Origin of the sequence: Thiohalocapsa sp. ML1 (assembly GCF_001469165.1) — a bacterium.
GTDB lineage: Bacteria > Pseudomonadota > Gammaproteobacteria > Chromatiales > Chromatiaceae > Thiohalocapsa.
This window is the reverse complement of sequence record NZ_JABX01000026.1, coordinates 24,291-46,802: the sequence shown is the minus strand read 5'-3', so window position 1 is coordinate 46,802 and position 22,512 is coordinate 24,291. Positions and strand designations below refer to the sequence as shown.

The following is a 22,512-nucleotide window of genomic DNA, read 5'->3' as shown; positions in this document are numbered from 1 at the left end:
CGGTCCCAAAGACGTGAGGCGTCCGTGACGGAGGGCGACGTGCTGCTCACTCCGCTGCCCCAGGCGGACAGCCGCGTAAAGAACCGCCCGTGCATCGCCTTGCGCCAGATGCCAGGCTTCGGCGACTGGCTGGTGTGTGGGGTCAGTACGCAGTTGCATCAGGGGGTTCCGGGATTCGACGGGTGTCAAGTCCCGGGAGATTATAGGGGCGCTTCCAGAACAGGTCAGGGCGTTCGTGGCACCAGCGTTTGAGTGCTTCGATGGGGGCGGAGTGCTTGAGGGCGCGCTGGGGGATCTGTTGGTTGTAGAGCTTGACGTAGCGCTTGAGGGTATCGCGCAGGTGCTCTCCCGAGCGGAAGCGGGTGGTGTTGAGGATCTCGGCGATGCGCCCGTTGAAGCGTTCGACCATGCCGTTGGTCTGGGGGTCCTGGGCTTGATGAGGCGGTGGTCGATGGCGTGCTCGGCACAGACCTTGTCGAAGTGAACCGGCATCAGCAGACGGTGCAGGGCAGGGCGACTTGCCACTATAGATTGAGCCTGGCCCCTGTTGTTCTCGCCCGACGGCCATGTCGGTGTCCGTTGGAGTCTGGCGCGTAAGTTGTTCCTCGACCGTTCCCAGCCAAAGGTATAGAATCTTCGCCTGGTTCTACCTGCCCGGAACAGCAAGATGGCGATCAGCATCAAGAACCGCGAAGCAGAAACCTTGCTCCAGGAGATTCAGGCCGTAACCCGTCGCGGGAAGTCCCAGATCGTCCTTGACCTTCTGCGGCACGAGGTCGCCAGACTGCGGCGCAGCCACCAGTTCGAGTCCCGTCGCCAGAAGCTTGAATCGATCGCCGAACGCTACGCCGCACGCCTGCCGCAACCAAATCCTTCGCCTGACGAGGTCATCGGCTACGATGAGAACGGTCTACCTCGATGATCGTCGATACATCAGCACTGATCGCCATCCTACGCAAAGAACAGGGATACCAGTCTTTCATCGAGACCTTGTTGAAGGCCGAACGCGTGCGGCTATCGGCAGCCACTCTGCTTGAATCCCGGATGGTGGCAAAACGCGACAACGGCCTTGCCGAGTTGGCGGAGCTGCTGGCCACCCTCGATGCAGAGATCATTGCGGCGGATCAGGCGCAATCTGACGTCGCCTTCGAAGGCTTCCTGCGATACGGAAAGGGGCAGCATCCAGCGGGACTGAACTTCGGAGATTGCTTTAGTTATGCGCTCGCGAAGGTCTACAACGAGAAGTTGCTCTTCCAAGGAGACGACTTCCCACGCACCGACATAGATGCTGCAATCTGATGCCGGCAGGTTGCACGAGTGATTGATAGGCGTGCGCGGAAACGGTCACCGTACCCTGTAGCTTCCGGGGAAAAGGGGCCCCGGGAGAAGGGTCCAGGCTCAATATCCCGCAGCCAACGGAAGGCCCCCAACTCCTAAAGCTGCTCTGGGTCGGTAGCTGTCGCCTCGACACACCTTGTCGTCCGTCCGCACCGGGACTCCAAGCTGTCGTCCACTGTCGGTCGGTTGCGGACAGGCGGCTGCCGGTGGCTTCCACGCGCCGGTAAGGGACAGGCTGCCAGGGGCACGCGGACGATCCGGTCGCTCGCGGGCTTGCCGGCTCGCGGGTGCGAGACGCCCCCACTCCCGGTGGTCGGCGACGCCGGACCCCAAAGTCGGCAGCGGTTGACGAGCGTTTGTCCAGGTGCGAAGCTCCGCATTCGTCGAAAGCGGAAGCATTGAACAACCACGGACGTCGATCTGCAGGAGTTACCACCCATGACCCGATGCAAAGACTGCGGCGCGCGCTGGCCGTTCGCCTTCGCGCTCGCCCTTGCCGCCCTCGTCAGCTTTCCCGCGTGGGCAACGCTCAACCTGATGGTTGCAGACCCTGTGATGCAACTCGCCGGCACGGTGATGGTGTTCGGCATCGCGGGCACCGGCTTCGTGCTCTACGTGCGCTGGTGCATCCGGCGCAACTGCACGCTGCGGCGGGTCGCGCAGGCGTTTGTGACCGCGCCGCGCTGACGCTAGAAGCAGCGCCGGCAGCCCACGCCGCCGGTGCTTCGGCCGATCATTCCACGTCCACGAAGGTCATCACGAAGGTCACCGGCACGGCATGGCTGATGCTGTCCAGGCCGGCGATCTCGCGCAGCTTCTCGACACCGTCGGTGAGGCCGAACTTGGCGGCATCGACGATGAGCGGCTTGCTGCTTGCCACCATCACGGTGCCGCCGTCCACCTTCGCCGCCTGCATGCTCAGTATCATCGGCTGCGTCGCGCCGTGCAGCGACAGGTTGCCCTCGGCCGTGATCTCGCGGATCTCGCCCGGCTGCATGCCGGCGATGATGGCGGGGTCGATCTTCGCGGTCAGTGTCGCGTCCTTGTAGTCGGCGGTTTTGAACAGGAGCTCGCGCATCCGCTCGTTGCGGATCGGGATCAGGGTTTCGACGCTGTCGAGCGCCATGGACACGGTCACGGCGCCGTCGTCGCCGATGCTGCCAGACATCTCCTGGAACGTGTTCACCTCGCCCACGTCCTTCGCCTTGATGGACACGAAGGCGAGGTGCGAGCGCGCCGGGTCCATGCTCCAGCCGGCGGTAGCGGGGCCGGCGATGGTGGCGCCGAGCAGGCAGGCGGCGAGCGCGGCCGGCAGATGCGCTGTGCGGATGATCTGGGTCATGGAAAGTTCTCCGTCGGTTGTTAAGGAGACGGCATGACACCCGCGCCGACGACGCTTTGCAAGAGTTTTCTCATCGCAACGGCTACCGGGACTCGCGGGGCTGGCGCAGCCGGCGCTCGATGCCGACGCGGATGTCGCGCAGCGTGAGCCGCCGCGAGCGCCGCCGGCTCTGCGCCTGCGTCGCCTCGGCCAGATCCCAGCGGGCCTTCACCAACTGCACCAGCTTCTCCTTCAGCTCCGGGCGCTTCTCGACGAAGGGGCGCAGCGCCTCCAGGTCCACGCGGATCAGCGTTACGTCGCTCTTCGCGACGAACTCCTCGAAGCTCGGCTCCGTCGTCAGCATCGCCGTGAGCCCGAAATAGTTGCCCGGCCCGAGCGTCTCCAAGAGTCGCCGGGAGCCGTCCGGCAGCAGCACGTTGCTGTCCACGAGCCCGCCCGCGATGACGTAGAAGGCGTCGCTGACGGCGCCCTCCGCCAACAGTACGCCGCCGGCGTTGAAGTGCCGGTACTCGCTGCGGGCGGCCACCTGTGCGAGCTCATCGTCGCTGAGCTCCCCGGCGAGCTCCAGGGAGCGCAGCGCGAGTGCGAGCGTCGGCGGCTCCGCGCTGGTGATGTGCGCGCGGCGGGTACGCAGCTCATGCACCGCGGGCGAGACCTCGATGCCGGACTCCTTGAGCGCGCGGTGGATCTCGCGGAACAGTTCCTCGCGGGCGCGAAACATGGCCGGGTAGTTCTTGATGTGCACCCAGACCATGTAGCTGTAGGGCAGGCTGCCGCCGCCGGCGAGCCGCACCACCGGCGGCGGCAGCTTGAGCACGCTGTCGCAGCGCATCGCCGCCTGCAGCAGCAGCTCCGAGGCGTAGCGCGGGTCCACCTCCGCGGGCAGCTCGATGAAGTACCAGGGGGCGTAGACGTGACGCTCGCCGTGCAGGTTCTTGAAGCTCTGGCTTGCCAGTGTCGAGTTCGGCACCACCAGGGTCGAGTTGTCCCAGCCGCGCAGCCGCGTCGCGCGCCAGTTCATGTCCACCACCTCGCCGAGCCGCCCGTCGTGGAGCTCCAGCCAGTCGCCGATGCGAAACGGCCGCTCGATGCCGAGCGCGATACCCGAGAACAGGTCGCCCAAGGTCTTCTGGAGCGCCAGGCCCAGCACGGCGGCGAGCACGCCGGTGGAGACCCAGACGCCGGTGAACGAAAAGCCCTGCTGGTGCAGGAAGAGCCCGAGCCCCACCAGCATCAGCAGCAGGTAGACGAGCCCGATGATGAGCTGCGGCACGCGCTCGCCGTCGTGCTCCTCGGCGCGCAGCAGCACCTGCACCTCCACCAGTCGCGCCAGCGCCCAGCCGGCGGCGAGGTAGGCCGCGAGCGCCGTCAGGGACTTGAGGGTCGGGTCCAGCGCCGGCAGCCCGACGGCGCGATTTGCGACCCGCACCAGCGCGCCCGCGAGGAGCCAGCTAATCGGCAGCACCAGCACGTCCAGCGCCGCCGTGATGCGCGGAAAGTGATCGAACAGCGGCCGCTCGCCCACCACGCGGGTGCCGATGCGCCAGAGCACCACGAGCGCAAGCGCCGCGAGCAGCAGGTGCCAGTAGCTGGACGAGAGCTCGTCCATGAAGCGCAGCAGCGCGGTGGTCGCGGTGACCGTCTGGTCTTCCATCGGCAGGGGCTCAGGCGGACCGGATGCCGGATCAGTATAGCGGTCTGCGGCTGGTTTGGCTGGGTGGTAGAAGTGTCACTGCGCAACAGTAAGTGTTGTGCAGCAGCAACGTCAGTGGTACTTTCTTAATACTTCGTGTCCAAAGCAATGTCTTGGTCGCGAATGTGCATCACTATTCGCACGGAGAGACACCATGACCCTACGCGCGCACAGCACCCGCTCGACTCCCCGCTCGACTCCCCGCTTCGCCCGGCTCGCCGCCGCTCTCGCCGCAGTGCTGCCGCTGCTCGCCGCCCCCGCCGCGCTCGCCGCAGACACCGCCGCGCTGGAACGGCGCATCGCGGCGCTGCAGGCCGAGCTGGACCAGGCGCGGGCGGCCCTGATCGAGGCGAAGGAGGCCTCCGAGGCCGCCTATACACGCGCCTCGGAGGCGGAGCAGCAGCTCGCCGAGGCAGGCGCGCCGTCGGCCGACAAGATCACCTTCGGCCCGCTCACCATCGGCGGCGCGCTGCGGGCCAACTACGTGCTCGGCAGCTATCCGAACCGCGGCAGCTCCGGCGCCTATCCCAACACCGGCCCGTCCCGCGGCGGCAACGGCGGCGATTTCGAGCTGGAAACGTTCCGCATCAACATGGATCTCCAGTACGAGAACCTCATCGGCAAGCTCGAATATCGCTGGTACAACGGGTACAACTTTCTGCACACGGGCTGGCTGGGCTGGGCATTCGACGACGGCAGCCGGATCGAGGTCGGCCAGAACCGCGTGCCCTTCGGCCCCGGCCCCTACGGCGTCTCGCAGAGCTGGTTTTTCGACCAGCACTTCTATGTCGGCCTCGCCGACGACATGGACTTAGGTCTCAAGTACAGCACCAACCTCGGCGACTGGGCGCTCGACCTCGGCTACTACAACCGCGCGCAGTGGGACGGCAACGGCAAGAGCTTGGACAGCGCCCGCTACGACTACGACATCGTGCCCTGGACCGGCGGCGTCGCGCCGGATGGCACCGTCAGCTACAACATCGAGCCGAACGGCTGGGAAGAGCGCAACCAGTTCAACCTTCGCGCCATCTACAAGCTTGATGAGGTTGCGGTACCGACGGAGATCGGCACCTCGCTGCAATGGGGCCAGCTCAAGGGGCGGCGCACCGACGACGGCGAGCACTGGGCCGCGTCCGTGCACATGAAGAACAGTTGGAACAACTGGCTGCTCGCCACCCAGCTCACCCGCTACAAGATCGAGGTTGACGACAACCCCTTCCTCAGCACCGATGCCCTGGTGCCCATGGGCGCTTACGACTTCCCGTGGCCGGTGGCCACCGACGCCTGGATACCGGCGGTCTCGCTCAGCTACCTGTGGGAGACGCACGGCATCCCCTGGCTCGATTCGGTGCGGCCCTACGTGGAGTACAGCAGCATCGTCAAAGAGGACAGCGACTTCAACGACAGCCAGCTCGTGGTCCTCGGTGCCGCCTGGGCGCGCCGCGGTTGGTACATCTACACCGATCTGGCCTTCTCGGACGGCAACCTCTTCGTCGGCAACGAGACGAGCGCCGGCACGCCGGAGGGCTACGGCAACCTCTTCGACCCGACCCTCGGCGCCGGCGACTTCGGCGCCAACGCGAACGACCACTGGAACTACCGGCTCAACATCAACTTTGGTTATTACTTTTAGGAAGGGGCTAGGAGCTAGGAGCTAGGAGCTAGGAGCTAGGAGCTAGGGGCTAGGAGCCAGGTGCTAGCCCCTAGCCCCTGATTTGACACGGATCGGGCGGCGCCTTAGGCTGCACTAGTCGTTTCGGACCCTAATCATTGTCGGCTCGGCACAACAGGGCGCCGTCGCCTCGATGCATCGCCTCGATCCATCGCCGCAAGGGTTTCGGGCCTTTTTTCGACGCGGCACGCAGCGCATCCCGGTGCGCCGCTGCTCGCGGGCAACAACCGATCGCACCCCGTCGCGGTGGGGCGCGCAGGCGCAAGACCATGCAACACAAAGTCGTCGTCCGGCACCTGTACAAGGTCTTCGGCGAGCACCCGGAGGTGGCGCTGCGACTGCTGGAGCAGGGCGTCGACAAGGACGAGATCTTTGCTCGCACGGGCCAGACCGTCGGTGTCTGCGACGCGAGCTTCTCCATCGACAAGGGCGAGATCTTCGTCATCATGGGGCTGTCCGGCTCCGGCAAGTCCACGCTGGTGCGGCTGCTGAACCGGCTCATCGAGCCGAGCGCAGGCCAGGTCATCGTCGACGGCCGCGACATCGCCGCGATGAACGATGCCGAGCTGATCCAACTGCGCCGGCGCGACATGAGCATGGTGTTCCAGTCCTTCGCGTTGATGCCGCACCTGAGCGTCGGGCGCAACGCCGCCTTCGGGCTGGAGCTCGCCGGCGTCCCGCAGGCGGAGCGGGAGGTGCGGGCCCTCGCCGCGCTCGATCAGGTCGGGCTCAAGTCCTGGGCCGAGAGCTGGCCGGACGAGCTCTCCGGCGGCATGCAGCAGCGCGTCGGCCTCGCCCGGGCGCTGGCCAACGACCCGTCCGTGATGCTGATGGATGAGGCCTTCTCGGCGCTGGACCCGCTGATCCGCAGCGAGATGCAGGAAGAACTGCTCAAGCTCCAGGAGCACAGCGAGCGCACCATCGTGTTCATTTCCCACGACCTCGACGAGGCCATGCGCATCGGCGACCGCATCGCCATCATGGAAGGCGGGCGCGTGGTGCAGGTGGGCACGCCGGACGAGATCCTGAACAACCCGGCGGACGACTACGTGCGCTCCTTCTTCCGCGGCGTCGACGTAGCGGCCGTGTTCAAGGCCGGCGACATCGCCCGCAAGACCCAGGTCACGCTCATCGAGCGGCACGACGACGGCATCCGCGCCGCGCTGAGCCGGCTGCGCGAGCACGACCGCGAGTTCGGCTACGTCGTGGACAAGGGGCAGCACTTCCACGGCGTCGTGTCGCTGGACTCCCTGCAGCGCGTGCTGCGCGATCCCGAGCCCCGCATCAGCCAGGCCTTTCTGCCCGACGTGCCGGCGCTGCCCGTGGACACGCCCGTGAGCGAGCTGCTCGGCACCGTGGCCGCCACCCCCTACGGCGTGCCGGTGGTGGACGACGCGAACCGATACCGCGGCGTCATCACCAAGGCGGCGTTGTTGGAGACGTTGGATCGTTAAGAAGTACGGAGTACGGAGTACGAAGTACGGAGGAAGAAGGACGAAGTACGGAGGAAGAAGTACGGAGTACGGGAAGAAGTACGGAGTACGGAGTACGGAGTACGGGACGGTCGACGCCATTCCCGTAACCCGAGCGCCTCAAGATCGGCAGGATAGTACGGAGCTCGGGCTACGCAGCACGGACCTAACGGCACGGCCCCCCGTACTCCGTACTCCGTACTCCGTACTCAGTACGGAGTACGAAGTACGGAGGAAGAAGTACGGAGTACGGGAAGAAGTACGGAGTACGGAGTACGGGACGGTCGACGCCATTCCCGTAACCCGAGCGCCTCAAGATCGGCAGGATAGTACGGAGCTCGGGCTACGCAGCACGGACCTAACGGCACGGCCCCCCGTACTCCGTACTCCGTACTCCGTACTCTCCCGCCCAAGAGACCCAGCCATGGCCGAACAATCAAACCCCTGGGGCGCAGCGCCGCCCGACGCGGCCGGTTCCGCACCCACCCCCGGCGACTGGCTCGCCGGCAGCGGCGCAGCGGATGCTGACACGAGCCCCATCGATTGGCTGCACCCGTTCCAGGAGCCGGTTATTCCGCTCGGCGACTGGGTGGACAGCGGCCTCGACTGGCTCGTCGCCAATTTCCGGCCGGTATTCCAGGCCGTGCGCTGGCCCATCGACGGCACGCTGACGGGCATCGAGACGACGCTGCTCGCGATTCCGGACCTGGCGATGATCGCCATCATCGGGCTGCTCGCCTGGCAGGCGGGCGGCAGGCGGCTCGGCATCGGCGCCGTGATCTCGCTCGCGCTGGTCGGGCTCATCGGCGCCTGGGCGGAGGCCATGGTCACGCTCGCGCTGGTGCTGACCTCGGTGGTGTTCTGCATCGTCATTGGCCTGCCAACGGGCATCTGGCTCGCCCGCAGCGACCGCGCCGCCGCCAGCGTGCGCCCGGTGCTGGATGCGATGCAGACGACGCCGGCCTTCGTGTACCTGGTGCCGGTCGTGATGCTGTTCGGCATCGGCAACGTGCCGGGCGTGGTGGTGACCATCATTTTCGCGCTGCCGCCGCTGATCCGGCTGACCAACCTCGGCATTCGCCAGGTGCCGGCGGACCTCGTGGAGGCGGCGCGCTCCTTCGGTGCATCGCCGAAGCAGCTTTTGTTCAAGGTGCAGTTGCCGCTGGCGATGCCGACCATCATGGCCGGCGTCAACCAGACCCTGATGCTGGCGCTGTCCATGGTCGTCATCGCGTCCATGATCGCCGTCGGCGGCCTGGGCCAGATGGTGCTGCGCGGTATCGGCCGGCTCGACATGGGCCTCGCCACCATCGGCGGCGTCGGCATCGTGCTGCTCGCCATCATCCTCGACCGCATGACTCAAGCCGTCGGCCAGTCCGACCGCGACAAGCCGGCCCGTCGCTGGTACCAGTCCGGCCCCGTCGGTCTGGTGCGGCGGTTGTTCGTCACCAGTGCCGTCTAGATTGCTTGACGGCGCCAAATGCTTGCAGATGAGTCAAGTTTCGAACGGGGCGTCGGACTGGCTAGGTGCGTCGGGATCGGGATCGGGATCGGTCGCCACTCGGTTCGATTTCGATTTCGATTTCGATAGCGATGAGCGGGACTCGTCGGTTTGAGGCGAAGCCTCGCGAGCAATAGCAGCCAACCATACCCAAAACCATACCAACCGAACATACCCAAAACCATACCAACCGAACCCCAACGGAGAAGCCCATGCATGCCAACCTGCATCTCAAGCCCCGCGCCCGCGCCGCCCTCTTCGCGGCCCTGACGGTCGCCGCCGGCGCTGCGCTCGCCAACGACAAGCCGGGCGCGGGCGTGACAGTTCAGCCCATCAAGTCCTCGATCGCCGAGGAGACCTTCCAGACCCTGCTCGTGATGAAGGCGCTGGAAGCGCTCGGCTACGAGGTCAAAGACATCAAGGAGATCGAATACGCCGCCGGGCATGTGGCCATCGCCAACGGCGACGCCACCTTCATGGCCGCGCACTGGGACCCGCTGCACGTGGACTTCTTCGAGGAGGCCGGCGGCGAGGACAAGCTCGTGCGCGAGGGCGTTTACTCCTCCGGCTCCATCCAGGGCTACCTCATCGACAAGGACACCGCCGAGGCCTATGAGATCACCAACATCGAGCAGCTCAAGGACCCCGAGATCGCCAAGCTGTTCGACGCCAAAGGCGACGGCAAGGCCGACCTCGGCGGCTGCACGCCCGGCTGGGGCTGCGAGAAGGTCATCGAGCATCACCTGGACGCCTACGGGCTGCGCGACACCGTGACCCACAACCAGGGCAGCTACTCGGCCATCATCGCCGACACCATCGCCCGCCACGAACAGGGCGAGCCGATCCTGTACTACACCTGGACGCCCTACTGGGTCAGCGGCGTGCTGGTGCCGGGCGAGGACGTGATCTGGCTCCAGGTCCCGTTCAGCTCCCTGCCTGGGGAGCGCGCGGACGTCGATACCGCGCTGCCGGACGGCTCGAACTACGGCTTCCAGGCGAATGAGCAGCGCATCATCGCCAACCGTGAATGGGCCGAGGCCAACCCTGCCGCGGCGGAGCTGTTCAAGATCATGCAGGTCAGCAACAACGACATCAGCGCGCAGAACTTGGCGATGCGCGACGGCCAAGACAGCGAGGCGGCCATCAACAAGCACGCCGAGGCGTGGATTGCGGCCAACCGCGAGACGTTCGAGCGCTGGCTGGAGCAGGCCCGCGCCGCGGCGGAGTAACCGCTGTGCCTCGGCCCGCCGTTTCGCGGCGCTGTTGGACGCGGGGCTTCCGGCTGGACACCGCTGCGGGGGACTGAACGCGCCGGTTCCATGGGAGCGGCGTCCTCGCCGCGCACCGGGGCGCCGGCTGCTTGCGCAGCCGAGCACTCCCCTTCGTGCTGTCCCCGGCGCGTGCTGCAAAGCCGCGCTGATCACCCCGAGGAGCCCTCCTCGCCGCTCTCCGCTCGCTGCTCGCCGCTCTCCGCTCTCCGCTCTCCGGCATCGGTCTTCGGCGCTGATCCACGAAGCTTTACCGACATTTACAGTCTTTGCGCCGCCGCGCCGATAGCATGGCTGACAACGACAAACAGCCGTGGCCACAACACCGGCAATGGTGCCGGCCGCGAGAACGGTCTGACTGCAATGCACTATCTCAGCCACAGACTCGGCGGACCTGCCGCCGCCGTCGACGATGACGCCGCAGCCCCGGCGCCGGTGCCGGCGCTGCGGCCGGTCAGCACACTGCCCGGCGCGTCGGCGCCGGGAACAGCATGGACCGAGCCGTTGCGCGGTGCCGCGTTGGCGCCGCCGGTTCAGCGGCCGAAACGCCGCCGCTCCGCGTCTTGGAGCCCGGAGCGCTCGCGCACGATCCTTCGCTACCGCCTGGCCGTCGGGGCGCTTGCGGGTCTCCTGCTTTGGAGCGGCTCGCTCATATTCGTCCTGTGGGCGCAGCGCGGCGCGGTGGAACGGGAGCTCGACACGGCGCGTGCGGACGCCCGCACGGCGCTGCATGTCCTCGCCGAGCTCGGCGTCGATCGCCCCGTCGGCGCACACGTCTACCGAGCCAATGCGCCGATCCTGATCGAGGATGGCCTGGTGCAGGACGTCCTGTTCGTTCCCGCGCCGGACGCACCCACGCTGTCGGCACGGCTCACGCTCTTCAACAGCCAAGCGGTCGAGCGGCCGGTGGACCTCAAGGTGACGCTGTACGATTGGCTGGGGCTGGAGCTCGGCAGCGGCCGGCCCGCCCCCGAGTATGCCCATCCGCTGCGGCCCGGCGAGCTGCGGACCTATCAACTGGACATCCGGCTCAGCCGCAGCGCCGAGCCCGCCTGGTTCAAGGTCAGCGTGGAAGGCAGGGGCTAGGGGCTAGGGGCTGGGGCCTAGCCTGGTCCGCCGGCCTCGCCTGACCGGCCCGTCAACGCCCTGATGGCCGCGTAGAGCTCCGCCGGCTCCACGGGTTTGCGCAGCGTCGCCTGTTCGGAGCCCGTATCGTCCGCCACCGCGTCGCTGTGCTGGCCCGTCATCAGCAGCACCGGCAGTCCCGGGTGCTCCTCGCGCACGCGTCGGCGCAGTCCCGCACCGTCGAGCACCGGCATGGCGATGTCCGTCAGCACCAGATCGATACCCGGGGCCTGCGCGAGCCTTGCGAGTGCCGCTTCGCCGTGCTCCGCGAGCGCCGTATCGACGCCCTGGATGGCGAGCAGCCTCGCAACGGCATCGCGCACGCGCGGATCATCGTCCACCACTAGGACTTTGAGCCCGGCGAGCGATGGCGCCGTCTTCTTGCCGGCGGTCTGGGCCGGGGGGGTGCCGCTCGCCACCGGCGCCTGCCTAGGCAGCAGCAGCCGGAACCGGGTGCCGCGCCCGGCGGCCGAGTCCACCAGCATGCCGGCACCGGCGCGCAGCACGAACTCCCGGACCATGAACAGCCCGAGACCATGACCGCGGCCCTTCGCCTTGGTGGAGTAGAGCGGCTCGAAGATGCGCCCGAGCACGTCCGGCGCGATGCCGCTGCCGCTGTCGTCCACCGCGAGCTCGACATAGTCTCCCGCCGGCAGCTCGCCCACCAGCAGCGCGCCGCCGTGCCAGCGGCAGGTTGCCGCGGCAATGCGCAGCCGCCCGCCGCCCGGCATCGCGTCGCGGGCATTCAGCGCCAGGTTCAGCAGGGCGGACTGCAGGAAGGCGCTGTTGGTCCAGGCCGCGATGTTTGGCGGAACATCCGTTTCCAGCGCGACGTAGTCCGGCAGCAGATGCCGCAGGATGCGCACCAGCTCGTCGATGCTCGCCGCGAGTTGCACCTGCGCGAGCGGCACCCCGCCGGCCCGGCTTAGCGACATGATGCCGGAGGTGACCACGCGCGTCTGGCTCAGCGCGCTCAGCGTCTCCTCCATCGCCTGCGCCAGCTCCGGGTCGCCGCAGGCGCAGTCGGCGAGTGCGTCCTGCATGAAGAACAGGTTTGCGCCGATAACGCCGAGCAGGTTGTTGAAGTCGTGCGCGACGCCGCTTGCGAGGTGGCCGATGGACTCCCGCTCCTTCGCCTGCACCAGATCCTGCTGCATCTGCGCCTGCGTGCGCACGGCGGCGATGCGTTGCGCGATGAGCCGCAACTGCTGGCGCACGGGCTCGTCGAGCACCAGCCGATTGCGCCGGCCCCAGAGCACGAGCATGAGCTGCACCGGCGCGGTCGCGGTGTCGTCCGCGCCGGCCAGCGCCAGTGCAACGCAGCAGCCCAAATCCGCCGCCTCCGCCGCGGCGCCCAAGTCCTCACAGGCGGCAACGGGCGCGCCACGCGTCGCCAACGCCGCATCCAGCAGCCGCGCCGGCGGCGGCGGTGCCGGGGCGGGCAGATCGCTCGCCACGGCGAGCGTCTCCGGGGCCTGCGGCACGGCGGCCTCCACCAGCGCCAACTGCGCCGACTCCATCGTGAGCGCGCGGCGCGCGAGCGTGAGCAGCGCCGTGATCTGCGCCTCCGCCGGCTGCGACAGGTTCACCAGATCCAGCATCTCCTCCAGCCGCGCGGTGTAGGCCGCGAGGGTCGTTTCCAGCTTCCGCCGCTGCTCCTGCTCCAGGTGCAGCTCGGTCACGTCCTCCACCATGGCCAGCGGTGCCGGCGGCTCGCCCGGCGCCGTCGGCAGCAGCACGATGCGCTGGTCGCCCCAGACGACGCGGCCATCCGTGCGCACGAAGCGCCGGGTGATGCGCACACTCCTGCTGTGCCCGGCGAGCAAATCGTCGAAGCGCCGGCGCGCGAGGCGCAGATCGTCCGGATGCGTGACCTCATCGGCCGAGCGGCCCGTGAGATCCTCGACGCGCGCGCCCACCAGCGCCGCCAGCGCCTGGTTCACCAGCACGAGCCGGCGTTCGGCGTCCAGCAGCGCCATGCCGATGGGGGCGTTGTCGAAGACGGCGGCGAGGCGCGCGCGGCTCGCCTTGAGCGCCTGCTCGGCCAGATATTGCTCCGTGATGTCCTTGTCGGTGCCGCGGTAGCCGGCAACGCGCCCGTCCGCGTCGAGGATGGGCACGCCGTTGGTCAGCACCCACAGGGTGCTGCCGTCGCGACGGCAGCCCGGGAAGACGAAATCCTCGATGACTGCCGCCTCGGCCAGCCGCGGTTCGGTCGATGACCTTTCGGCCCGCGCATCCGTCCGCAGCAGATCCGTGCGGCAGCGCCCGAGCAGCGCCTCCGGCGGCTCCCCGTACACCGTAATGCTCGCACTGTTGACGTAGGTGTAGCGACCGTCCGGGTCCACCTCCCAGGCCATGGTCCGGCTTTGTCGGGATACGTCCTCGTAACGCGCATTGGTGATCCGCAGCGCCGCAAGGATCTCGGCCCGCTTGCGCGCCGATGCCAGGATGTTGGCGAAGACTTGCAGGAAGTGGCGCTCCACTTCGGTCCAGACGCGCGGCGCACGCACCACGTCGAAGCCGACGACCCCCCGCAGTGCGCCGGCGCCGTACACCGGTGCCAAGAGCAAGGCCTTGATGTCCTGGCTCAAGAACAGCTCCCGCTCCCGCGTCCACGTCGGCGGCAGCTCGTCCACGCTGGCGACGGCGACGGGTTCCTGCCGGGCAAGCGCCGCACCGATCGCCGGTATCGCGGCGAGCGGCAACTGCCGGCACGCCTCGATGGTTGGTGCGATGCCGTCCGCGGTCCACTCCAGCGGCATCGAGAAGACCTCGGTGACCGGGTCGTAGTCGAACAGGTAGGACCGATCCGCGCCGATGCTGGCGCCGATGCGCGCAAGGGCGCCCGCGCTGACGCGCTCGATGTCGGTTTCGTCGGTGTCCACGAAGTCGGTCGCCACGCTCAGCAGCTCGCGCAGCATGGCCTCGCGCTCGTCCAGCTTGAGCTCCGCGAGCCGCCGCTCAGTGATGTCCTGCACCGTGCCGCGGGCGAGCACCGAGCCGCCGGCGGCGTCGCGGACGAAGTGGGCGCGTTCGTGCACCCATTTCACGTGCTCGTCGTGCAGCAGCAGGCGGTGCACCAGTTCGTACTCCCCGAGCGTTGCCTCGGCGGTGCGGTAGGTCTCGACCAGATGCGCACGTTCATCCGGGTGAACGACGCGTTGGAAGGCCTCGAACGATGCGCCGAAGACCGCCTCGTCCTGCTCGAAGATGCGAAACACCTCGGGCGACCAGGTCAGGCGGTCGCGCGCGCTGTCGTACTCCCAGGAGCCGATGTGGGCCAGCGCCTGCGCGTCCAGCAGCGCCTGGCGGCTGTGCTCCAGGGCGCGGCGGCTCTCGTACTCGAGGGTCGCATCGCTGAAGAACGCGGTCATGACCTGGGCGCTGCCGAGGCGTGCGAGCCCGGGCGCCACATTGCAGTAGAAGCGGCTGCCGTCGCGCCGTCGGCAGGGCACGTAGGCGAGCAGGCCCGGGCCGTGTCGGTCCAGGTTGTCGCCGGCGAGATCGATCTCATCGACCAGCACCGCGCTGGCATCCGGCGGGTAGAGGGCGGCGATGGACCGGCCGATCAGCTCGTCGCGGCCGTAGCCGAAGAGCTGCTGCATCGCCTCGTTGCACCAGCGGATCTCGCGACTTGCCACATCCACCGCGATGATGCCGTGCGGAGAGCTGTCGACAATGGCCTGGAGGCGCTGGCGGGTCTCCAGCAGGCTGGTGATGTCGGCGAAGGTCACGAACACCCGCTGCGGCCGGTCCGCGCCCGGCGGCCGCTCGACATGCGCTTGCAGCAGGCCCCAGCGCACGGTCTTGCCGACAACGAGCCCGAGCACTTGCGGCTCGGTGCTGCGGCCGGTGGCGAGCGCGATGCGCGACGGGTACTCATCGACGCTGAGCGGTGTGCCCTCTTCGGTGATCAGATGCCCCCGCTGATCGTCGGGCGGAGTGCCGATCAGCGCCTCGCGCGCGATGCCCATCATGGCCACGCCGGCGGGGTTCACATCGACGACGCGGCCGTCGGCATCGTAGTAGACCACGCCTTCGCCGATGGTCTCGAACAGGGCGCGGAAGTGCTGCTCGCTCGCACGCAGGGCCTGCTCGGCGGCCTTGCGCTCGGTGATGTCGCGGCCCAGGCCGACGATGCCGACGACTTGGCCGGCGGCGTCCAGCACGGCCCGGTCGGACCACTGCAGCCAGCGCTCGCCCCGCACCGTCTCGACCCGCTGCTCCATCGTCACGGTGTGCGGCGGTGCGAAGAGCCGCTCCATGGCCGCGGCCGTCGCCGCGCGATCCTCGGGGTGCACCAGCGGCATGAAGGTCCGGCCGATCAGCTCCGCCTCGGTCTTGCCGAACAGGCGGCAATAGGACGGGCTCACGAACTCGAAGCGCCCGTCCGTGTCCACGCGCACCAAGAGATCCTCCAGGTGTTCCACCACCATCCGGTAGCGCTCCCGCTCGGCGCGCAGTGCCCGCTCCATGCGCCGCTGCTCGGTGATGTCCTGCGCCGTGCCGGCGATGCGCAGCGGCCTGCCGTCGGCGTCGAAGTGCACGCGGCCGCGGGCGCGCTGGATCAGCTCGGCCCCGTTCGGACCGCGCACGCGGAACTCGGCCTCGTAGTGGCCGTCCGGGTGTTTCTGCGCGGCGGCGATCGCCTCGTGCACCCTGTCGCGGTCCTCCGGGTGCACGACGGCGAGGAAGCTCTCTAAGGTGGGTATGACCGCGCCCTGCTCGTAGCCGAGGATCTTGTAGGTCTCGTCGGACCAGGTGAGTGCGCCGGTGCCGATGTCCCACTCCCAACTGCCGATGTGGGCGATGGCCTGGGCCTCCGTGAGCCGCGCCTCGCTGACCCGCAGCAGTGCCCGCCCGCGCGCCTGCTCGTCGCGCTCTGCCGCCAGCGCGTCGAAGCTCTGGCGCAGCGACGCACCCATGGCGTTGACCGCGGCGCTGAAGTCGGCGGATTCCGCGAACAGCCCCGGCGTGGCCTGCGGTGGCGCGCGGCCTTCGCGCAACGCCGTCGGCAGCGCGCGTGCCACCTGCGCCAGGTCGTTCAGGGGGGCGACAATGCGCCGGCTCAGGGTGCGCGCCAGCAGCACCGCCGCCAGCGCCAGCAGGAACAGCGCCACGAGCGGGCGCAATAGGCGCTGCTGCACCAGATCGATAAGCGGCTCGGCGCTGATATCGATGACGAGGTCGTGGCCCGCGGCGAGCGCGTCGGCGCGCAGCGCGATGCGATAGCGCGTGGCCCGCCAGCGCTGCATGGCCGAGGATGTCGGCACCGCGGGCAGCACCAGCAGCATGTCGGGCACGGCGCTCTCGATCACGTCTCCCGTCGGCACCGCGTCGCCGAGCAGCGGCATGCCGGTGTGTCGGTTGGCGATGAAGAGCCGCGGCGCGGCGCCGCGGTGCAGGCGATCGCGGGCGATGTCGCCGACGCGCGCGAGCGCTGCTGCCAACGGCTCGGGTCCGGACGCGGACGCTTGTGCCAGGCGGTCCAGCGCGACGCCGCCGAGCAGGCGCAGGTTGTTTGCCGCTTCCTGCTCCTGCCAGTCCTTCAGGTCGCTGTTCTCCCAGGCGGTGATGACCAGCGCGGGCACCAGGGCAGCGGTCAGGAGCAGGCTGAACAGCAGCTCGTCGAGCCGCGGCAGACCCCGCCGGGCTTGCAGCAAGGCGCCGGCGAGCAGCAGGGCGCTCGCCAGCGCCGCGTTCAGGATGCCGTTGACGGCCTGCTTGGCGGCGACGAGCGCCGTCGGCAGCCAGCCCAGGCCGAGCAGGCCCTGGTAGAACAGGAGCACCAGCGGGATGCCGAGCAAGAGCCAGTACAGCGCCGCCGATACCGCCAGCGGCGCTGGCGGCTCGCCGCGCCGTGCCGCCCAGTCGCGGTGCCAGCCGATGGCGGTGACCTCCAGCACGAAGATGACGAGCGCATAGGGATGGTGCCAGAGCAGCAGCGTGTAGGAGCCGCCGACGCCGGCGACGACGATGCCCGGCACCGTCCCGAGCCGGGCGACGGCAAGCAGTGCGGCAACCGAGCCGAACAGCATCTCGACGCCGAAAAAAAGCGTCATGCTGAAATAGTTGCCGAGCAGCGCCGCGGCGGCGAGCAGCAGCGTCTCGCCGAGGCGCCGCAGCCGCGGGTGCCGATGCCATGGGCCGCCGGACGGCGCGCCCGCTGTGGATATCGGATCGGGGGCTGGCTGTGCAGCGGGCATAGGCTTGTCGGTGCGGGGATCAGTCGGGAGGCGCGTCCGCTGCTGCCGCTGCGGCCGGCAGCAGCCGGGTCAGCGTCGCGCGCAGCCTTTCGGGGTCGATGGGCTTGTGCAGCGTGGCGTCGGCGCCGAGGTGGGCGCTCATGCTCAGCACGTGCGTGGGCATGCCGAGAATCACATCGCCGGACATGGCAACGATGCGCATTGCAGGCGCCAGACGCCGGGCGCGGGCAATGACCTGGAAGCCATCCAGGTCCGGCATGTAGATATCCACGAGCAACAGGTCCGGCGGCTCCCGGGCGATGGTCGCGAGCGCCGCACGGGCGTCGGCAAAGGCCTCGCAGCGGTAGCCCCAGCGCGGCAGGAGCCGCAGGCTGGCCTGCAGCAGGCGCGGTTCGTCGTCGAGCACCAGCACGCGGGGGTGGCAGGCGGCGTCGGGAACAGGTTCGTCGAGGGTCATGGCGGTGGCCTCCGGGCCGGTGGCCGGCCGGGCGGATCAGGCCGCGCGGCCGAAGCTCTGCATCAGGTCCGCAAGCGGCATCGGTGCGCCGAACAGATAGCCCTGCAGCCGGTCGACGCCGGCGGCACAAAGCCAGGCGCGCTGCGCCTCGGTCTCGACGCCTTCGGCGATCACGGTGAGGCCCAGGCTCTCTGACATGACCAGCATCGCGCCGAGCAGGCGCTCCGCCTTGTGCGAGTCGAACAGCTCGGCGACGAAGGACAGGTCGATCTTGAGCGTGTCGTAGGGCAGCTCCGCGAGGGCGCGGATGCTGGAATAGCCGATGCCGAAGTCGTCCATGGCGAGCGACGCGCCGAGCAGCCGTAACTGCGCGCCGAGCTTGCGCACCGCCTGGGAGTCTGACAGACAGGAGCTCTCGGTCAGCTCCACGCGCACGCGGCAGCAGCCGGCGAGCCCGTCCACGAGGCGCCGTACCAACGCCGTGGTGAGCGCCACGTCGAGCTGCGCGACGCTCAGGTTCACCGATAGGTGGTCGAGCCCGAGGCCACGGAGCGGCTCTCGGGCCGCGAGCAGGCGCTCGAACAGCGCCTCGGTGAGCGGCAGGATCAGGCCCGCGGACTCGGCCAGCGGAATGACCTGCCCGGCGCCGAGCACGCTGCCGTCGGATAGCCGAATGCGCGTCAGCACCTCGGCATCGCAGATGCGCCCGTCGCAGGCGACGATGGGCTGGAAGAAGGGCTCTACCTGGCCGCCCGCGATCTGCGCCGCGAGGCCGTCACTGTCCGGGGTGTCGGTCAGTATCGCCTGCCCCTGCGCGGCCGGTGCCGGCGGCGGCACAAAGTCCGCCAGGAGCGGCGGCAGATCGCGCACCATGCAGGCCTTGTTCACGGCCCCCTGCACCGTCAGGCCGCTGGCACTCGCGATGCGCCGGGCGGTGTCGAGTAGCTCGTCGCCATGCCCGGACAGCAGCACCAGCGGCGCGCGGACGCCTTGCTCCGCGAGCCATTGCACCACCGCGAGGCCCGTCTCCCGGCCCAGCTCCAGGTCGAGCAGGATCAGGTCCGGCGCATGCCGCAGAACGTCCTCTTTGAAGGCCGCGCTGGTGGCGTGGTAGCGCAGGCCGTGGCCGAGCTGCCCGGCGAAGCGCCGCAGCGTGCGCTCCATGCGCGGGTCGTCGTCCAGACAGGTGAGGTTCATCGCGTCGGCCCCAGTGCGTCTGCCCCGGGGCTCATGATGCGATTGCCATGGCGCCCCTGTCGTCGATATCGGCCGCGGCGAGGACGAGTGCGGCTAACAGCTCCGCCCCGTCCGGCGGCGCGGACAAGAGGTAATCGACACCCAGCAGCCCGCGCAGGGGGCTGAAGGTGCTGCACTCGCCCGAGCGGATCGCCGCGGACAGGCCGATGGTGCGCAGGTGCGGCCAGCGCGCCCGCGCCGCTCGCAGCCAAGCGCGGTCGCCGCCGGGGCCGATGACGATGATATCGGGCGCGGCGCGATTGACCCTGAGCGCGGCTTCGGCGTCGGCAAAGGCCGTGCTGTCGATCCGCGCTTTTCGGAGCAGGGCGCAGAGCCGGGTCCTGAGCGGCTGGTGCGGGTCAACAATGTACACGCGGAGGCGTCCGGCCGCCCAGCGATCGAGTCCGGTCATTATCGTACGGTGGGATTCTGTTTTCGTGACCTAGAGCCTAGTTCTGGTCTCGGATATGCGGTGTAAATAAATGTAAAATGGGGTGATTGGTGCGGGGTTTGGTGCCGGTTATCGTGTCAGCCCTTGACAGGCCGAGTGGCAGCGGCTGGGGAAGCCCCTGGTCCGTGTCGGCTGGTCCTGTCGGGAAACATTGATCTGCCAGGCGATTCCGTCAGCGACTGCCACTGACCCGTCTCGGCCGGATGCTGGGCCGGTCGGTCGAGATGCGGGCTCGAAGCATCGATGCGGGTGCAGCATCGCCCCCGGGCGGGCAGACGACTGCCATGGCCGGTGGCGCAGGCTGCAACCCGCAGCGAGGGACAAAGCCCGCGGGCAGGCCTGCCGACGGCGGAGCCCTGCGCCAAGCCGTCGGAGAACAAGGGCGCCCGATCAGGGCGCCGCATGGGAGCAGCCATGACCGCGGATGCACGCATCATCATCGTTGAAGACAACCTGTTGCTGGCCAGGGCGGTCGCCCGCTGGCTCGGCGCCCGGGGCTACAGCACCGGACTCGCCGGCGGCATCGCCGCCTATCGACGCCTGGCCGATACCATGCTGCCGGATCTGGTGCTGCTCGATCTGAACCTGGCCGATGAAGACGGCCAGGTGTTGGCCGAGGAGCTCGGGTGTCAGGCCCATATCGGGCTCATCGTCGTGAGCGGCCGCGACGGTCTCGCCGACCGGGTCCGCGCACTGGACGCCGGTGCCGACGACTATCTGGTGAAGCCCTTTGCGATGGACGAGCTTGGTGCGCGCGTGCGCGCGGTGCTGCGTCGGCGCCAGCTCATGCCGGACTCGGCGCGCAGCGTGCGGCTGGGGCCGGCACAGCTCGATCTCGTCAGCGGCGAGCTCCGCTGCGACGGGGTGCCGGAGCCGATCTCGCTGACGGAGCGCGAGCGCGACATCCTGCATCGCCTCATCGCGCGCACCGGCGCGGTCGTAGAGCGCGCGCAGCTCGTGCCTGGCCAGTACTGGGAGCCTGGCGACCGATCCGTGGACGTACACGTTGGGCACATTCGGCGCAAGCTCGCCGAGGCGGGCGTCGACATGCTGAGCATCACCTCGGTGCGCGGGCGTGGCTATCGGCTGGTGCTCGTCGACCCCCCCCACACCGAGAGGGCCGGCAGGCGCTTCGGCTGAATCCCGTCGGCGCTTATTGCGTCGGCTTTCGTTACGTCGACGGTGATCAGGTGTGCCCGCGAGCTGATGCTGCGCGCGGCGCGGCTTCGAGCCGGTGCTCTACCGGGACCTCCGGGACCTCCGGGACCTCCGGGACCTCCGGGACCTCCGGGGTCGGGTGCTTGCCCGGTGGCGACGGCGATGTCGCGCGCGTGGACGGAAAGCACAATGCGACCCGCAGCCCCGGCGCCGCATCCGCGAGCACCAGCTCCGCGCCGTGTAGCTGCGCCACCGCCTGCACCAGGCTCAGGCCCAGGCCGTGGCCGGGCGCGGAGCGGCTGGCGTCGATGCGGTAGAAGCGCTGCAGCACCTTCTCGCGCAGCTCCGGCGGGATGCCGGGGCCGGAATCGCCGACGCTGAGCGCGAGACCCCGGGGCGTCAGCGCCGCTGCGAGATGAATGTCGCCACCGGCCGGCGTGTACTTGATGGCGTTGTCGAGCAGGTTCGCGAGTGCCTGGAACAGCAGGTCGCGGTCGCCGTGCAGGTGCAGCGCGCTCGCGGGTGCACCGGTGCCGCCGTCCTCGGGCAGCGGCGGCGACACCGTCAGGCGTTGCGCCTTGTCCGCGGCGAGCGGCTCGTAGAGCTCCGCCACGTCGTGCAGCAGCACCACCGGGTCTAAGTCCGCGAAGGCGGCGCGGCGGCTGCCGGACTCCACGCGCGCGATGCGCAACAGTGCGTTGAAGGCGGCAAGCAGCTCCTCGGCGTCGGCGATGGCCGCGTCGATGCCGTCGGCGGCCGCCCCGGCCACGCCCGTGTCGCGCAGCTCGCTCAGCTTGGTATGCAGACGCGACAAGGGGGTGCGCAGATCGTGGGCGATGTTGTCCGACACCTGCCGGACGCTCGCCATGAGCGCCTCGATGCGCGCGAGCATGCGGTTCAGGTTCACCGCGAGCTGATCGAGCTCGTCGCCGCTGCCATCCGTCGGCACGCGCCGGGACAGGTCGCCCTCCATGATCTCGCGGCCCACTTGGTTCACCGCCTCGATGCGGCGCACGACGCCGGCACTCATAAGCCAGCCGCCGGCGAGCGCGAGCGCGACGGTCATGGCGAGCCCCCAGCCGAGGGTTTCGCGGATCAGGGCGCGGGCCGCCGTCAGCTCGCGCACGTCGCGGCCCACCAGGAGCCTGAGCCCGCCGCGCAGGCGGAACACCTTGCCGCGGGCCGCGTGCTCTTCGCCGGCGGCGGCGCCGTCGGCCTCGCGCAGCCGGAAGTCGATCCAGCCGGCGTGGTCCGGCTCCACGTCGGGCCAGGCGTTGATGTTGCCCACCAGCGGGCGGTAGTCGTCATCGGCAAGCAGATAGACGCCGGCGCCGGTGGGCGCGCGGGCGCTGCGCTCGGCGAGCAGCGTGGTGAGGCCGCCGAGGCCGCGGCGGCGATACTGCTCGGCGAGGCCCTGGATCTCGGCCTCGATGGTGGCGTCGGTCTGCCGGCTCATGTAGCCGGCGGTGGACCAGTAGATGAAGCCGAGCAGCATGATCACGGAGCCCGCCAGCAGTAGGGCGTAGAGCAGCGCAAGCCGGAAGGTGAAGCTGGCGAGGATCTCGCGGGGGCGAGTCATTTTGTGAGGGG

At 69.0% G+C, this 22,512-nt stretch carries 16 protein-coding genes and 1 pseudogene; 9 read left to right on the top strand and 8 right to left on the bottom strand.

Translation table 11 applies throughout. The annotated features are described in order from the left end of the window. Positions 1–142: 142 nt before the first annotated feature. A pseudogene (locus tag ML01_RS27485) lies at positions 143–480 on the bottom strand (integrase core domain-containing protein); the annotation flags it as partial. A 187-nt stretch (positions 481–667) separates the two neighbouring features. Between ML01_RS27485 and ML01_RS16515 the strand changes: the two are divergent. From ML01_RS16515 to ML01_RS16505, 3 genes are all read left to right on the top strand, one after another. Beyond that, entirely contained in the window at positions 668–922 is a 255-nt protein-coding gene (locus ML01_RS16515; protein ID WP_058556504.1) for a type II toxin-antitoxin system VapB family antitoxin, read from the top strand. Beyond that, positions 919–1,299 (top strand): type II toxin-antitoxin system VapC family toxin, encoded by a 381-nt coding sequence (locus ML01_RS16510; RefSeq protein ID WP_058556503.1) that lies wholly within the window; start codon positions 919–921, stop codon positions 1,297–1,299. Before ML01_RS16515 ends, ML01_RS16510 begins: the two co-directional genes overlap by 4 nt. Positions 1,300–1,776: 477 nt before the next feature. After that, positions 1,777–2,025, top strand: coding sequence for a hypothetical protein (locus tag ML01_RS16505; RefSeq protein ID WP_058556502.1), 249 nt, complete (start codon positions 1,777–1,779; stop codon positions 2,023–2,025). A gap of 46 nt (positions 2,026–2,071) precedes the next feature. On the opposite strand, the gene ML01_RS16500 is transcribed toward ML01_RS16505, so the two are convergent. Together ML01_RS16500 and ML01_RS16495 are read right to left on the bottom strand one after the other, a co-directional pair. Then, the gene (locus ML01_RS16500) at positions 2,072–2,680 is read right to left on the bottom strand and encodes a YceI family protein (protein WP_082674354.1); all 609 of its coding nucleotides are present in this window, start codon (positions 2,678–2,680) and stop codon (positions 2,072–2,074) included. Positions 2,681–2,762: 82 nt separating this feature from the next. After that, complete coding sequence (locus tag ML01_RS16495; RefSeq protein WP_082674353.1) at positions 2,763–4,334, bottom strand: mechanosensitive ion channel family protein; 1,572 nt, start codon at positions 4,332–4,334, stop codon at positions 2,763–2,765. Positions 4,335–4,527: 193 nt separating this feature from the next. On the opposite strand from ML01_RS16495, the gene ML01_RS16490 reads away from it, so the two are divergent. From ML01_RS16490 to ML01_RS16470, 5 genes are all read left to right on the top strand, one after another. Continuing rightward, on the top strand, positions 4,528–6,006 hold the full coding sequence (locus ML01_RS16490; protein WP_058556501.1) for a hypothetical protein: 1,479 nt from the start codon (positions 4,528–4,530) through the stop codon (positions 6,004–6,006). A gap of 308 nt (positions 6,007–6,314) precedes the next feature. Then, on the top strand, positions 6,315–7,499 hold the full coding sequence (gene proV / locus ML01_RS16485; RefSeq protein ID WP_058556500.1) for a glycine betaine/L-proline ABC transporter ATP-binding protein ProV: 1,185 nt from the start codon (positions 6,315–6,317) through the stop codon (positions 7,497–7,499). Positions 7,500–7,941: 442 nt separating this feature from the next. Continuing rightward, positions 7,942–8,979 carry a glycine betaine/L-proline ABC transporter permease ProW gene (gene proW, locus ML01_RS16480; RefSeq protein WP_058556499.1) on the top strand — a complete coding sequence of 346 codons (1,038 nt, stop codon included), beginning with the start codon at positions 7,942–7,944 and terminating at the stop codon, positions 8,977–8,979. Positions 8,980–9,230: 251 nt separating this feature from the next. Then, positions 9,231–10,247, top strand: coding sequence for a glycine betaine/L-proline ABC transporter substrate-binding protein ProX (gene proX / locus ML01_RS16475; RefSeq protein ID WP_058556498.1), 1,017 nt, complete (start codon positions 9,231–9,233; stop codon positions 10,245–10,247). Positions 10,248–10,649: 402 nt separating this feature from the next. Continuing rightward, positions 10,650–11,372, top strand: coding sequence for a hypothetical protein (locus ML01_RS16470; RefSeq protein ID WP_058556497.1), 723 nt, complete (start codon positions 10,650–10,652; stop codon positions 11,370–11,372). A 17-nt stretch (positions 11,373–11,389) separates the two neighbouring features. On the opposite strand, the gene ML01_RS16465 is transcribed toward ML01_RS16470, so the two are convergent. Genes ML01_RS16465 through ML01_RS16450 form a run of 4 tightly spaced genes read right to left on the bottom strand, consistent with a single transcriptional unit; the run spans position 11,390 to position 19,686 of the window. Next, on the bottom strand, positions 11,390–17,620 hold the full coding sequence (locus ML01_RS16465) for a PAS domain S-box protein (protein ID WP_058556496.1): 6,231 nt from the start codon (positions 17,618–17,620) through the stop codon (positions 11,390–11,392). A 19-nt stretch (positions 17,621–17,639) separates the two neighbouring features. Continuing rightward, positions 17,640–18,077 carry a response regulator gene (locus ML01_RS16460; RefSeq protein ID WP_058556495.1) on the bottom strand — a complete coding sequence of 146 codons (438 nt, stop codon included), beginning with the start codon at positions 18,075–18,077 and terminating at the stop codon, positions 17,640–17,642. Positions 18,078–18,113: 36 nt separating this feature from the next. After that, positions 18,114–19,274 carry an EAL domain-containing response regulator gene (locus tag ML01_RS16455; RefSeq protein ID WP_058556494.1) on the bottom strand — a complete coding sequence of 387 codons (1,161 nt, stop codon included), beginning with the start codon at positions 19,272–19,274 and terminating at the stop codon, positions 18,114–18,116. Positions 19,275–19,305: 31 nt separating this feature from the next. Then, positions 19,306–19,686 carry a hypothetical protein gene (locus ML01_RS16450; RefSeq protein ID WP_156427781.1) on the bottom strand — a complete coding sequence of 127 codons (381 nt, stop codon included), beginning with the start codon at positions 19,684–19,686 and terminating at the stop codon, positions 19,306–19,308. A gap of 492 nt (positions 19,687–20,178) precedes the next feature. On the opposite strand from ML01_RS16450, the gene ML01_RS16445 reads away from it, so the two are divergent. Continuing rightward, the gene (locus tag ML01_RS16445; protein ID WP_058556492.1) at positions 20,179–20,904 is read left to right on the top strand and encodes a response regulator transcription factor; all 726 of its coding nucleotides are present in this window, start codon (positions 20,179–20,181) and stop codon (positions 20,902–20,904) included. Positions 20,905–20,950: 46 nt separating this feature from the next. On the opposite strand, the gene ML01_RS16440 is transcribed toward ML01_RS16445, so the two are convergent. Then, complete coding sequence (locus ML01_RS16440) at positions 20,951–22,501, bottom strand: HAMP domain-containing sensor histidine kinase (RefSeq protein ID WP_082674351.1); 1,551 nt, start codon at positions 22,499–22,501, stop codon at positions 20,951–20,953. Between the last annotated feature and the right edge of the window lie 11 nt (positions 22,502–22,512).

Coding starts and splice junctions, on each gene's coding strand:
- ML01_RS16515 (WP_058556504.1), top strand. CDS start 668: ATGGCGATCAGCATCAAGAACCGCGAAGCAGAAACCTTGCTCCAGGAG.
- ML01_RS16510 (WP_058556503.1), top strand. CDS start 919: ATGATCGTCGATACATCAGCACTGATCGCCATCCTACGCAAAGAACAG.
- ML01_RS16505 (WP_058556502.1), top strand. CDS start 1,777: ATGACCCGATGCAAAGACTGCGGCGCGCGCTGGCCGTTCGCCTTCGCG.
- ML01_RS16500 (WP_082674354.1), bottom strand. CDS start 2,680: ATGACCCAGATCATCCGCACAGCGCATCTGCCGGCCGCGCTCGCCGCC.
- ML01_RS16495 (WP_082674353.1), bottom strand. CDS start 4,334: ATGGAAGACCAGACGGTCACCGCGACCACCGCGCTGCTGCGCTTCATG.
- ML01_RS16490 (WP_058556501.1), top strand. CDS start 4,528: ATGACCCTACGCGCGCACAGCACCCGCTCGACTCCCCGCTCGACTCCC.
- proV (WP_058556500.1), top strand. CDS start 6,315: ATGCAACACAAAGTCGTCGTCCGGCACCTGTACAAGGTCTTCGGCGAG.
- proW (WP_058556499.1), top strand. CDS start 7,942: ATGGCCGAACAATCAAACCCCTGGGGCGCAGCGCCGCCCGACGCGGCC.
- proX (WP_058556498.1), top strand. CDS start 9,231: ATGCATGCCAACCTGCATCTCAAGCCCCGCGCCCGCGCCGCCCTCTTC.
- ML01_RS16470 (WP_058556497.1), top strand. CDS start 10,650: ATGCACTATCTCAGCCACAGACTCGGCGGACCTGCCGCCGCCGTCGAC.
- ML01_RS16465 (WP_058556496.1), bottom strand. CDS start 17,620: ATGCCCGCTGCACAGCCAGCCCCCGATCCGATATCCACAGCGGGCGCG.
- ML01_RS16460 (WP_058556495.1), bottom strand. CDS start 18,077: ATGACCCTCGACGAACCTGTTCCCGACGCCGCCTGCCACCCCCGCGTG.
- ML01_RS16455 (WP_058556494.1), bottom strand. CDS start 19,274: ATGAACCTCACCTGTCTGGACGACGACCCGCGCATGGAGCGCACGCTG.
- ML01_RS16445 (WP_058556492.1), top strand. CDS start 20,179: ATGACCGCGGATGCACGCATCATCATCGTTGAAGACAACCTGTTGCTG.
- ML01_RS16440 (WP_082674351.1), bottom strand. CDS start 22,501: ATGACTCGCCCCCGCGAGATCCTCGCCAGCTTCACCTTCCGGCTTGCG.